Below are 9,777 nucleotides of genomic sequence, written 5' to 3' on the forward strand. Positions count from 1 at the left end.
AGAGAGGGAGACGACGCCATGGCGGGACAGAAAATCCGCATCCGTCTGAAGTCATATGACCATGAGGTCATCGACAACGCAGCGAAAAAGCTCGTCGACGAAGTTACCCGTACTGGAGCGTCGGTCGTGGGGCCGGTGCCGCTGCCAACCAAGCGCAGTGTTTTCACCGTTATTCGCTCGCCCCACAAGTACAAGGACAGTCGAGAGCAGTTCGAAATGCGTACGCATAAGCGACTGATCGACATTGTCGATCCGACTCTGAAGACCATTGACACCCTGCGTCGCCTGGATCTCCCGGCTGATGTCAGCGTCGAGATCAAGCTCTGAGGTAACGCATCATGACGAAGAACAAGACCGCCACGGCGCCTGTCAAGGCGCTCGTCGGCGTAAAGCTAGGAATGACCCAGGTGTGGGACGAGAACGCAAACCTCGTGCCCGTCACCGTGGTCAAGGTTGGCAAGAACGTTGTCACCCAGGTCCGCACCGAGGAAACGGATGGCTACTCGGCCGTCCAGATCGCTTCGGGCGAGCTGAAGAACAAGAACGTCACCAAGCCGCTCGCAGGCCACTTCGAGAAGGCCGGCGTTGAGCCGCGTCGTTTCGTTGCCGAGGTTCGCACGTCGGATGCCGACACCTACGAACTCGGCCAGGAGCTCGGCGTCGACACGTTCGAAGCCGGCGCCGTCGTCGACGTCGTTGGCAAGTCGAAGGGCAAGGGCTTCGCTGGAACGATGAAGCGTCACGGCTTCTCGGGCGGCAAGGCATCGCACGGTGCGCACCGCAACCACCGCAAGCCTGGCTCTATCGGTGGAGCAGCAACCCCGGGCCGCGTCTTCCGCGGCCAGAAGATGGCAGGACGCATGGGCAACGCCCGCGTCACCGTCCAGAACCTGACCATTCACGCAGTGGACACCGAGAACGACGTTCTCCTCGTGTCCGGCGCAATCCCCGGCAACAAGGGTAGCGCTGTCGTGATCCGTACTGCCGCGAAGGGAGCCTAACAATGGCAAACCTCAAGGTTGACGTCATCGATTTCTCTGGTGAGAAGTCTGGCGACATCACGCTCGACGAAGCCGTCTTCGGCCTCGAAGAGAAGAACATCGCTCTTTTGCACCAGGTTGTTAACGCACAGCTCGCCTCACGCCGCGCGGGCACGCACAAGACCAAGACCCGCGGCGAAGTCCGCGGTGGCGGCATCAAGCCGTGGCGTCAGAAGGGAACTGGTCGCGCCCGTCAGGGTTCGATCCGCGCACCGCAGTGGGTTGGCGGTGGAGTTGTTCACGGCCCGCAGCCGCGTGACTACACGCAGCGCACCCCCAAGAAGATGATCGCTGCAGCTCTGCGCCAGTCGCTCTCGGACCGTGCAGCACACGGCCGCGTGCACATCGTCAAGGGCTTCGTTGATGGCGACAAGCCGTCCACGAAGGCGGCACTCGGGCTTCTGCTCGAGGTGACGGACGGACGCGCCAAGTCGCTCGTCGTCGTTGATCGCACCGATGAGATCTCGATTCTCTCGCTGCGCAACGCTCCCGAAGCGCACATCATCTACGCCGATCAGCTCAACGCTTACGACGTGCTCGTGTCCGACGACGTCGTGTTCACCGAAGCTGCCTACGAGGCATGGACTTCCAAGGAGGAAACGAAGTGACTAACGCATCGTTCCACAACAAGGATCCTCGCGACGTCATCCTCGAGCCGGTCGCCTCTGAGAAGGCCGCACGTCTCGAAGATGAGGGCAAGTACACGTTCATCGTGCACCCCTCCGCGAACAAGACGGAAATCAAGCTTGCTATCGAGGAAATCTTCGGTGTCAAGGTTGAGTCCGTTAACACGCAGAACCGCCAGGGTAAGACCCGCCGCACCCGCGATGGCATCGGCCGCCGCAAGAATACCAAGCGCGCGATCGTCACTCTGCGTGAGGGTCAGATCGACATCTACGGCGATATCGTCGGCTAAGCCGGCGGAAAGTTATTGAGGAATAAGAACTCATGGGAATTCGCAAGCACAAGCCGACGACCCCTGGTCGTCGCGGTTCGAGCGTAGCCGACTTCGTCGAGATCACACGATCGACGCCGGAGAAGTCGCTCCTGCGCCCGCTCCCCAAGACAGGCGGCCGTAACAACCACGGACGCATCACCACCCGCCACATCGGTGGCGGACACAAGCGCCAGTACCGAGTGATCGACTTCCGTCGTCACGACAAGGATGGTATCCCCGCGAAGGTCGCGCACATTGAGTACGATCCGAACCGTACGGCTCGCATCGCCCTGCTCCACTACGCAGACGGCGAGAAGCGCTACATCCTCGCTCCGGAGAACGTGAAGCAGGGAACGATCGTCGAGAACGGCCCGTCCGCTGATATCAAGCCTGGCAACAACCTGCCGTTGCGCAACATCCCGGTTGGTACCGTGATCCACGCAGTTGAGCTTCGCCCGGGTGGCGGCGCCAAGATCGCCCGCTCGGCCGGCGCATCCGTGCAGCTCGTCGCTAAGGAAGGCAAGCTCGCTCAGCTGCGTATGCCCTCCGGCGAGATCCGCAACGTCGATGCGCGCTGCCGGGCAACCATCGGCGAGGTCGGCAATGCCGAGCAGGCCAACATCAACTGGGGCAAGGCAGGCCGTATGCGCTGGAAGGGCGTCCGCCCGACCGTCCGCGGTGTTGTCATGAACCCGTTCGACCACCCGCATGGTGGTGGCGAGGGCAAGACGTCCGGCGGACGTCACCCGGTTTCGCCATGGGGCCAGAAGGAAAAGCGCACCCGTCATCCCAACAAGCCCAGCGACAAGCTCATTGTGCGCCGTCGCAAGACTGGCAAGAAGCACTGATAGGAGTAGTTCGCTATGCCACGTAGTTTGAAGAAAGGTCCTTTCGTTGACGATCACCTTCAGAAGAAGGTTGACGAGCAGAACGACAAGGGTTCGAAGAACGTCATCAAGACCTGGTCGCGCCGGTCGGTTATCACCCCGGACTTCCTCGGTCACACATTCGCAGTCCACGACGGCCGCAAGCACGTTCCGGTGTTCATCACCGAGTCCATGGTTGGCCACAAGCTCGGCGAATTCGCTCCGACTCGTACCTTCAAGGGTCACGACAAGGACGATCGCAAGGGCCGTCGCCGGTAAGGCAGGAGAGGCAGGAAAATGGAAGCCAAGGCACAGGCGCGCTATGTTCGCGTCACGCCCATGAAGGCACGCCGTGTGATCAACGAGATCCGCGGATTGAATGCAGCCGACGCCCTGGACGTGCTCGAATACGCACCGCAGGCGGTTGCTAGGGACATTCGCAAGATCGTCCAGAGCGCAATTGCTAACGCCCGCTACGAAAGCGAGCAGGCAGGCGAGCGTTTCGACGACAGCGAGCTCAAGATTGTTGAAACCTACGTTGATGAGGGCCCGACCATGAAGCGCATTCGCCCCCGTGCACAGGGACGCGCAAACCGCATCCTCAAGCGCACGAGCCACATCACCGTCATTGTTGGTAACGAGAAGGGAGCCTAAGCATGGGACAGAAAGTAAACCCGATTGGTTTCCGTCTTGGAATCACCACCGATCACAGGTCGAAGTGGTTCACGGACTCCAACAAGGAAGGTCAGACCTACGCCGACTACCTCGGTGAGGACATCAAGATCCGCGACCTGCTTGAGAAGAACCTCGAGCGCGCCGGCATCTCGCGTGTCAACATCGAGCGTCGCAGCGAGCGCGTCGTCATCGACATCCACACCGCACGCCCGGGCATCGTCATTGGTCGTCGCGGCGTCGAGGCCGATCGTCTTCGCCAGGATCTCGAGAAGCTGACCGGCAAGGCCGTCCAGCTCAACATCCTCGAAGTCAAGAACCCCGAAGCTGACGCACAGCTCGTCGCACAGGGAATCGCAGAGCAGCTCGCTTCGCGTGTTTCCTTCCGTCGTGCCATGCGCAAGGGCATTCAGTCCGCTCAGCGCGCCGGCGCCAAGGGCATTCGTGTCCAGGTCTCCGGCCGTCTCGGTGGCGCAGAAATGTCGCGCTCGGAGTTCTACCGTGAGGGCCGCGTGCCACTGCACACCCTCCGCGCAAACATCGACTACGGCTTCTACGAGGCCCGCACCACGTTCGGACGCATCGGCGTCAAGGTGTGGATCTACCGCGGAGACATCACCGACGCCGAGTACTACCGCTCGCTAGCCGAGTCCCCGCGTGGTCGCGGTGGCCGTGGCGATCGTCGCGGTCGCGGCGGACGCGGTGGCGATCGTCGTCGTCAGAACCAGCAAGCCGAGCAGAACGCTCCGGCAGCAACCGAGGCTCCCGCTGCTCCCGCCGAGCAGACCGAGGCGCCGGCAACCCAGGAAACGGAGGCCTGAGTTACATGCTCATTCCCCGCCGAACAAAGCATCGCAAGCAGCATCGCCCCACTCGTAAGGGCATGTCCAAGGGCGGCAACAACTTGGCTTTCGGTGAGTACGGTATCCAGGCTCTTGAGCCGGCCTACGTTACCAACCGCCAGATTGAGGCAGCTCGTATCGCAATGACCCGTCACGTCAAGCGTGGTGGCAAGGTCTGGATCAACATCTTCCCGGACCGCCCGCTCACGAAGAAGCCGGCCGAAACCCGCATGGGTTCCGGTAAGGGCTCCGTCGAATGGTGGGTCGCCAACGTGAAGCCGGGCCGTGTGCTCTTTGAGCTCGCCGGCGTTGACGAGGGACTCGCGCGTGAGGCACTGTCCCGTGCCCAGCACAAGCTCCCAATGAAGACTCGTTTTATTTCCCGTGAGGATGGTGAATAATGGCTAAGGGCATTACCACTGAAGAGCTCGATCAGCTCAGCGACGAAGAGCTCGCAGAACGCCTGAAGGAATCGAAGGAAGAACTGTTCAACCTTCGTTTCTCGGCTGTGACCCACCGCCTAGAAGATTCCGGTCGTCTCAAGGAAGTGCGCCGCAACATTGCGCGCATTTACACGATCGCACGCGAGCGCGAGCTCGGAATCCGCACCGCCCCGACGGCTAAGAAGAAGTAGTGAGGTCGCAGATGAGCGAGCAGGAGAAGACAGAGACGACGCAGCGTAACTACCGCAAGGTTCGTACCGGTTACGTCGTCAGTGACAAGATGGACAAGACCGTTGTGGTCCAGGTCGAAGATCGCCGTAAGCATGGTCTGTACGGCAAGGTCATGACCCGTTCCAAGCGGATCAAGGCCCACGACGAGACTAACGAGGTTCGCGAAGGCGATCTCGTCCGCATCATGGAAACCCGACCGCTGTCCAAGACCGTGCACTTCCGCGTGGTCGAGGTCATCGAAAAGGCCAAGTGATTCTTGGGGCTCGCCCCAAGGAAGAGAACCCATCCGTTCGGCAAGGCTCAAGTTTGAGAACCGGCACGACGACAGGAGATATGTAAATGATCCAGCAGGAGTCGCGGCTTAAGGTCGCCGATAACACGGGAGCGAAGGAAATCCTTTGCATCTCCGTGCTCGGCGGTTCTGGCCGGCGCTACGCCGGAATTGGCGACGTCATCGTCGCCGCCGTCAAGGACGCAAGTCCGGGCGGAAATGTCAAGAAGGGCGAGGTCGTCAAGGCCGTCATCGTCCGCGCAAAGAAGAGCACGCGCCGTTCCGACGGCTCGTACATCAAGTTTGACGAGAACGCAGCAGTCATCCTCAAGAATGAGAATGAGCCACGCGGCACCCGAATCTTCGGACCGGTCGCACGTGAACTGCGCGATAAGCAGTTCATGCGTATCGTCTCGCTCGCACCGGAGGTGATCTAATGGCGAAGATCAAGAAGGGCGACTTCGTTCAGGTCATCGCAGGCAAAGATAAGGGCTGGCAGGGCACTGTTCTCGAGGTCGACACCGCGAATGATCGCGTGATCGTCGAAGGCGCAAACCGCGTCAAGAAGCACACCCGTGTTGGTCGTACCGACCGCGGTGCAGCTACCGGAGGAATTGAAACCATCGAGGCCCCGATCCACGTGTCTAACGTGATGCTCGTCGGTCCAGACAAGAAGCCGATCCGCGTGGGATTCCGCGAGGTTGAGGTGGAGCGCGACGGCCGCAAGAAGATCATGCGTGAACGCATTGGTCGCCGTGGTGGAGAGGAGATCGAGCTGTGACTCAGCCTCGTCTGAAGACTAAGTACCGCGAGGAAGTCCTCCCGGCACTGCAGAAGGAATTCGACCACGCGAACGTGAACAACGTCGGTGGCGTCGAGAAGATCGTCGTCAACATGGGTGTGGGAGACGCAGCACGCGACTCCAAGATCCTCGACGGCGCGATTGCCGACATCACCGCCATCACGGGCCAGAAGCCGCAGGTCACCAAGGCTCGCAAGTCGATCGCGCAGTTCAAGCTGCGCGAGGGCCAGCCGATTGGCTGCCACGTCACCCTTCGCGGTGACCGCATGTGGGAGTTCCTTGATCGCCTGCTGTCCACCGCACTGCCGCGCATCCGCGATTTCCGCGGCCTGTCGCCCAAGCAGTTCGATGGCAACGGCAACTACACGTTCGGCCTGACCGAGCAGACCGTGTTCCACGAGATCGACATGGACAAGATTGATCGCGTCCGTGGCATGGATATCACCGTTGTCACCACCGCGACGACCGACGACGAGGGGCGCTCTTTGTTGCGTCAGCTCGGCTTCCCGTTCAAGGAGAACTGACAATGGCAAAGACTGCTCTAAAGAATAAGGCGGCTCGGAAGCAGAAGTACGCGGTGCGCGCATACACGCGCTGCCAGCGTTGCGGACGCCCCCATTCCGTCTACCGTAAGTTCGGCCTGTGCCGAATCTGCCTGCGCGAGATGGCCCTTGCGGGCGAACTCCCAGGTGTGAAGAAGGCAAGCTGGTAAGAAACTACGTCGAAGGTCCGAAGAGGAAACCACGACGAGGAAGGGCTGAGGCCCGATGTCTATGACAGACCCGATCGCAGACATGCTCACGCGTCTGCGCAACGCCAATTCGGCGTTCCATGAGTCGGTTGAAATGCCGTACTCGAAGATGAAGGCATCCATTGCCGACATCCTCAAGCGTGAGGGATACATCGACGGATTTAACGTCGAAGACGCAAACGTGGGCAAGACGCTCACACTAACCCTGAAGTACGGCCCGAACCGTGAGCGCTCGCTCGCTGGCCTGCGCCGTATCTCGAAGCCGGGACTGCGCGTGTACGCGAAGTCCACGAATCTTCCTCAGGTCCTCGGCGGCCTGGGCGTGGCCATCTTGTCCACGTCCTCCGGCCTGCTTACCGACCGCGAGGCCAAGGACAAGGGTGTAGGTGGGGAAGTCCTCGCCTACGTCTGGTAAGCGAAAGGAGCATCATGTCACGTATTGGTAAGCTCCCGATCGCCATCCCGTCCGGCGTCGAGGTCAAGGTTGATAACCGTGTCGTTACCGTTAAGGGACCGAAGGGCGAACTGACTCAGTCCGTTCCCCAGCCCATCACGGTTGAGGTGGAGGGCGAGGAAATTCTCGTCAGCCGTCCGAACGACGAGCGCGAATCGCGTTCACTTCACGGTCTGACCCGCACGCTCATCTACAACAACGTTGTGGGTGTGACGGAAGGTTACAAGAAGGATCTTGAGATCAACGGCACCGGTTACCGCGTGCTCGCCAAGGGAACGGACCTCGAGTTCTCCCTCGGCTACTCGCACACGATCACCGTCAAGGCTCCGGAAGGCATCACGTTCACGGTTGATGGCCCGACGAAGTTCTCGGTGGCCGGTATTGACAAGCAGCTGGTTGGCGAACTCGCCGCTAGCATCCGCAAGCTACGTAAGCCAGAACCGTACAAGGGTAAGGGCATTCGCTACGTTGGCGAACACGTGCGCCGCAAGGCTGGAAAGGCTGGTAAGTAATGGCTACCAAGGCAAAGTACGCAGCGCGTAAGCGCCGTCACCAGCGCCTGCGCAAGCGCGTCGTTGGCACCGCCGAGCGTCCCCGCCTGGCAGTTGCCCGCTCGAACCGCAACATGATCGCTCAGGTCATCGACGATTCGGCTGGCATTACCTTGGCATATGCATCCAGTCTCGAAGCGGACTTCCCGTCCGACCTCGAGAACAAGGTTGCAGTCGCTCGCGAAGTTGGCGAGCGCGTAGGTAAGCGTGCGGTCGACGCCGGCATTTCCGCCGTCGTTCTTGATCGCGCTGGAAACAAGTATCACGGTCGTGTGGCCGCGGTTGCCGATGGCGCCCGCGAAGCCGGCCTGACCCTGTGATCTGGAACGAGAGGATATAGACATGGCTGCAGAGCAGCGTGGACGCCGCGAAGGCGGCGATCAGCGCGAAGAGCGCCGCGATCGCCGTGAAGGGCGTCGCAACGAGCGTCGTTCCGATCGTCGCGATGACAGGAACGCATACATCGAACGCGTCGTGACCATCAACCGTGTTGCCAAGACCGTCAAGGGCGGTCGTAACATGTCCTTCACCGCACTCGTTGTGGTGGGAGACGGCAACGGCACCGTTGGTGTTGGTTACGGCAAGGCCAAGGAAGTTCCCGCAGCAATTGCTAAGGGCACCGAAAAGGCCAAGAGGAACTTCTTCAAGGTTCCGCGCATTGGCACCACCATCCCGCACCTGGTTCAGGGAGAGGACGCAGCTGGCGTTGTCCTTCTGCGCCCGGCGTCGGCTGGTACCGGCGTAATTGCCGGCGGCCCGGTCCGCGCCGTCATGGAGGCCGCAGGCATCCACGACATCCTGACCAAGTCGCTTGGCTCGTCCAATGCCATCAACATTGTCCGTGCGACCATCGCAGGTCTGAAGCAGCTTGAGCAGCCTGAGGCAGTGGCAGCGCGCCGCGGCCTTCCGGTTGACGAAGTTGCTCCGCGTGCGATGCTGCGCGCCCGTGCCGAGCACGAGGCCAAGGAACGCGAAGATGCCGAACTCGAAGCCCAGCGCGAAGAGAACGAGGCAGCTGCCGCAGGAGTTGGTGCATGATGCTGAAGATTACGCAGAAGAAGGGCCTTGTTGGCTCGAAGCAGAACCAGCGCGAGACGATGCGCTCGCTTGGTCTGAAGAAGATTCACCAGAGCGTGACCCTTCCGGATAATCCCGCAGTTCGCGGAATGATCCAGAAGGTCCAGCACCTGGTCGAAGTGGAGGAGGTCGACTAATGGCTGATTCGACACAGAATTCTGAGCCTTTGAAGATCCACGACCTGCGCCCGGCACCCGGCTCGAACAAGCCGAAGATCCGCGTCGGACGCGGCGAGGGTGGCAAGCGCGGTAAGACCGCCGGCCGCGGTACCAAGGGTACCTACGCTCGCAACACGGTTCGTCCCGGGTTCGAAGGTGGACAGATGCCACTTCACATGCGTCTGCCCAAGCTTCGCGGCTTCAAGAACCCGGCGAAGGTGTACTTCCAGGTCGTCAACCTTGACGCGCTGAACGAGCTGTACCCCGATGGCGGAGACGTCACGGTGGACAGCCTCGTTGAGAAGGGCGCAGTTCGCAAGAACCGCCCCGTCAAGATCCTCGGCTCGGGCGAGATCAACGTCAAGGTCAACGCGACCGTCGACGCGTGGTCGGGCTCGGCTCAGGAAAAGATCGAGGCTGCAGGCGGAACGCTCACGAAGCGCGATGCCTAAATGCTTGATGGGTCGGCTTCCACCTCAGCGTGGAAGCCGACCTTTCTTTTGCCATTAATTTTTCATTCAATTACCTCGTCATCTGTGGCATATACGGCACTCATTGGGTGTTAGGCAATCCTTCGGTAACGGGTATAGTGAAGCGGTGTCGCATGTGCGGCCCAGTACCACATCGGTACACATATGCTCGGTTCGCACGGCCGAGCAAGCGACGGCCATCCGGCCGGCAT

At 60.8% G+C, this 9,777-nt stretch carries 21 protein-coding genes; all 21 read left to right on the top strand.

The genetic code is table 11. The features are described from left to right. Positions 1 to 18: 18 nt before the first annotated feature. Entirely contained in the window at positions 19 to 327 is a 309-nt protein-coding gene (rpsJ, locus tag ACHFFR_RS07025) for a 30S ribosomal protein S10 (protein WP_024963332.1), read from the top strand. 11 nt (positions 328 to 338) lie between these two features. Next, the gene (gene rplC, locus ACHFFR_RS07030) at positions 339 to 1,001 is read left to right on the top strand and encodes a 50S ribosomal protein L3 (protein ID WP_394263556.1); all 663 of its coding nucleotides are present in this window, start codon (positions 339 to 341) and stop codon (positions 999 to 1,001) included. Positions 1,002 to 1,003: 2 nt separating this feature from the next. Then, on the top strand, positions 1,004 to 1,648 hold the full coding sequence (rplD, locus tag ACHFFR_RS07035; RefSeq protein ID WP_394263557.1) for a 50S ribosomal protein L4: 645 nt from the start codon (positions 1,004 to 1,006) through the stop codon (positions 1,646 to 1,648). Beyond that, positions 1,621 to 1,956 (top strand): 50S ribosomal protein L23, encoded by a 336-nt coding sequence (rplW, locus tag ACHFFR_RS07040; RefSeq protein ID WP_394263558.1) that lies wholly within the window; start codon positions 1,621 to 1,623, stop codon positions 1,954 to 1,956. The genes rplD and rplW overlap by 28 nt, the downstream gene beginning before the upstream one ends. Before the next feature lie 32 nt (positions 1,957 to 1,988). Continuing rightward, positions 1,989 to 2,825 (top strand): 50S ribosomal protein L2, encoded by an 837-nt coding sequence (gene rplB, locus ACHFFR_RS07045; RefSeq protein ID WP_394263559.1) that lies wholly within the window; start codon positions 1,989 to 1,991, stop codon positions 2,823 to 2,825. A gap of 15 nt (positions 2,826 to 2,840) precedes the next feature. After that, positions 2,841 to 3,122, top strand: a complete 282-nt coding sequence (gene rpsS / locus ACHFFR_RS07050) for a 30S ribosomal protein S19 (RefSeq protein ID WP_394263560.1) — start codon at positions 2,841 to 2,843, stop codon at positions 3,120 to 3,122. Positions 3,123 to 3,140: 18 nt separating this feature from the next. Continuing rightward, a complete protein-coding gene (gene rplV / locus ACHFFR_RS07055) occupies positions 3,141 to 3,497 on the top strand; it encodes a 50S ribosomal protein L22 (protein ID WP_394263561.1) in 357 nt (118 codons plus the stop codon). A gap of 2 nt (positions 3,498 to 3,499) precedes the next feature. Further along, positions 3,500 to 4,336 (top strand): 30S ribosomal protein S3, encoded by an 837-nt coding sequence (gene rpsC, locus ACHFFR_RS07060; protein WP_394263562.1) that lies wholly within the window; start codon positions 3,500 to 3,502, stop codon positions 4,334 to 4,336. Between the two features lie 5 nt (positions 4,337 to 4,341). Next, positions 4,342 to 4,758, top strand: a complete 417-nt coding sequence (rplP, locus tag ACHFFR_RS07065) for a 50S ribosomal protein L16 (protein ID WP_394263563.1) — start codon at positions 4,342 to 4,344, stop codon at positions 4,756 to 4,758. After that, positions 4,758 to 4,991 (top strand): 50S ribosomal protein L29, encoded by a 234-nt coding sequence (gene rpmC, locus ACHFFR_RS07070; RefSeq protein ID WP_394263564.1) that lies wholly within the window; start codon positions 4,758 to 4,760, stop codon positions 4,989 to 4,991. The genes rplP and rpmC overlap by 1 nt, the downstream gene beginning before the upstream one ends. 11 nt (positions 4,992 to 5,002) lie before the next feature. Then, the gene (gene rpsQ / locus ACHFFR_RS07075) at positions 5,003 to 5,284 is read left to right on the top strand and encodes a 30S ribosomal protein S17 (RefSeq protein WP_394263575.1); all 282 of its coding nucleotides are present in this window, start codon (positions 5,003 to 5,005) and stop codon (positions 5,282 to 5,284) included. An 86-nt stretch (positions 5,285 to 5,370) separates the two neighbouring features. Beyond that, on the top strand, positions 5,371 to 5,739 hold the full coding sequence (gene rplN / locus ACHFFR_RS07080) for a 50S ribosomal protein L14 (protein ID WP_394263565.1): 369 nt from the start codon (positions 5,371 to 5,373) through the stop codon (positions 5,737 to 5,739). Beyond that, positions 5,739 to 6,083, top strand: coding sequence for a 50S ribosomal protein L24 (gene rplX / locus ACHFFR_RS07085; protein WP_394263566.1), 345 nt, complete (start codon positions 5,739 to 5,741; stop codon positions 6,081 to 6,083). The genes rplN and rplX overlap by 1 nt, the downstream gene beginning before the upstream one ends. Then, the gene (gene rplE, locus ACHFFR_RS07090; protein ID WP_394263567.1) at positions 6,080 to 6,628 is read left to right on the top strand and encodes a 50S ribosomal protein L5; all 549 of its coding nucleotides are present in this window, start codon (positions 6,080 to 6,082) and stop codon (positions 6,626 to 6,628) included. Before rplX ends, rplE begins: the two co-directional genes overlap by 4 nt. A 2-nt stretch (positions 6,629 to 6,630) precedes the next feature. Beyond that, entirely contained in the window at positions 6,631 to 6,816 is a 186-nt protein-coding gene (locus ACHFFR_RS07095; protein WP_394263568.1) for a type Z 30S ribosomal protein S14, read from the top strand. A gap of 55 nt (positions 6,817 to 6,871) precedes the next feature. Next, positions 6,872 to 7,270 (top strand): 30S ribosomal protein S8, encoded by a 399-nt coding sequence (rpsH, locus tag ACHFFR_RS07100; protein ID WP_394263569.1) that lies wholly within the window; start codon positions 6,872 to 6,874, stop codon positions 7,268 to 7,270. A gap of 14 nt (positions 7,271 to 7,284) precedes the next feature. Then, positions 7,285 to 7,821 (top strand): 50S ribosomal protein L6, encoded by a 537-nt coding sequence (gene rplF / locus ACHFFR_RS07105; protein WP_394263570.1) that lies wholly within the window; start codon positions 7,285 to 7,287, stop codon positions 7,819 to 7,821. Then, positions 7,821 to 8,180, top strand: coding sequence for a 50S ribosomal protein L18 (gene rplR / locus ACHFFR_RS07110; RefSeq protein WP_394263571.1), 360 nt, complete (start codon positions 7,821 to 7,823; stop codon positions 8,178 to 8,180). Before rplF ends, rplR begins: the two co-directional genes overlap by 1 nt. A 22-nt stretch (positions 8,181 to 8,202) precedes the next feature. After that, the gene (gene rpsE, locus ACHFFR_RS07115) at positions 8,203 to 8,898 is read left to right on the top strand and encodes a 30S ribosomal protein S5 (RefSeq protein ID WP_394263572.1); all 696 of its coding nucleotides are present in this window, start codon (positions 8,203 to 8,205) and stop codon (positions 8,896 to 8,898) included. Next, complete coding sequence (rpmD, locus tag ACHFFR_RS07120) at positions 8,895 to 9,074, top strand: 50S ribosomal protein L30 (protein ID WP_394263573.1); 180 nt, start codon at positions 8,895 to 8,897, stop codon at positions 9,072 to 9,074. Before rpsE ends, rpmD begins: the two co-directional genes overlap by 4 nt. Further along, positions 9,074 to 9,547, top strand: a complete 474-nt coding sequence (gene rplO, locus ACHFFR_RS07125; protein ID WP_394263574.1) for a 50S ribosomal protein L15 — start codon at positions 9,074 to 9,076, stop codon at positions 9,545 to 9,547. Before rpmD ends, rplO begins: the two co-directional genes overlap by 1 nt. Positions 9,548 to 9,777: the final 230 nt, after the last annotated feature.

Origin of the sequence: Trueperella sp. (genome assembly GCF_043424875.1) — a bacterium.
GTDB lineage: Bacteria > Actinomycetota > Actinomycetes > Actinomycetales > Actinomycetaceae > Trueperella.

Coding starts and splice junctions, on each gene's coding strand:
- rplB (WP_394263559.1), top strand. CDS start 1,989: ATGGGAATTCGCAAGCACAAGCCGACGACCCCTGGTCGTCGCGGTTCG.
- rplV (WP_394263561.1), top strand. CDS start 3,141: ATGGAAGCCAAGGCACAGGCGCGCTATGTTCGCGTCACGCCCATGAAG.
- rplN (WP_394263565.1), top strand. CDS start 5,371: ATGATCCAGCAGGAGTCGCGGCTTAAGGTCGCCGATAACACGGGAGCG.
- rpsS (WP_394263560.1), top strand. CDS start 2,841: ATGCCACGTAGTTTGAAGAAAGGTCCTTTCGTTGACGATCACCTTCAG.
- rplO (WP_394263574.1), top strand. CDS start 9,074: ATGGCTGATTCGACACAGAATTCTGAGCCTTTGAAGATCCACGACCTG.
- rpsE (WP_394263572.1), top strand. CDS start 8,203: ATGGCTGCAGAGCAGCGTGGACGCCGCGAAGGCGGCGATCAGCGCGAA.
- rpmC (WP_394263564.1), top strand. CDS start 4,758: ATGGCTAAGGGCATTACCACTGAAGAGCTCGATCAGCTCAGCGACGAA.
- ACHFFR_RS07095 (WP_394263568.1), top strand. CDS start 6,631: ATGGCAAAGACTGCTCTAAAGAATAAGGCGGCTCGGAAGCAGAAGTAC.
- rplP (WP_394263563.1), top strand. CDS start 4,342: ATGCTCATTCCCCGCCGAACAAAGCATCGCAAGCAGCATCGCCCCACT.
- rpsQ (WP_394263575.1), top strand. CDS start 5,003: ATGAGCGAGCAGGAGAAGACAGAGACGACGCAGCGTAACTACCGCAAG.
- rpsH (WP_394263569.1), top strand. CDS start 6,872: ATGTCTATGACAGACCCGATCGCAGACATGCTCACGCGTCTGCGCAAC.
- rplD (WP_394263557.1), top strand. CDS start 1,004: ATGGCAAACCTCAAGGTTGACGTCATCGATTTCTCTGGTGAGAAGTCT.
- rplX (WP_394263566.1), top strand. CDS start 5,739: ATGGCGAAGATCAAGAAGGGCGACTTCGTTCAGGTCATCGCAGGCAAA.
- rplF (WP_394263570.1), top strand. CDS start 7,285: ATGTCACGTATTGGTAAGCTCCCGATCGCCATCCCGTCCGGCGTCGAG.
- rpmD (WP_394263573.1), top strand. CDS start 8,895: ATGATGCTGAAGATTACGCAGAAGAAGGGCCTTGTTGGCTCGAAGCAG.
- rpsC (WP_394263562.1), top strand. CDS start 3,500: ATGGGACAGAAAGTAAACCCGATTGGTTTCCGTCTTGGAATCACCACC.
- rpsJ (WP_024963332.1), top strand. CDS start 19: ATGGCGGGACAGAAAATCCGCATCCGTCTGAAGTCATATGACCATGAG.
- rplC (WP_394263556.1), top strand. CDS start 339: ATGACGAAGAACAAGACCGCCACGGCGCCTGTCAAGGCGCTCGTCGGC.
- rplW (WP_394263558.1), top strand. CDS start 1,621: ATGGACTTCCAAGGAGGAAACGAAGTGACTAACGCATCGTTCCACAAC.
- rplR (WP_394263571.1), top strand. CDS start 7,821: ATGGCTACCAAGGCAAAGTACGCAGCGCGTAAGCGCCGTCACCAGCGC.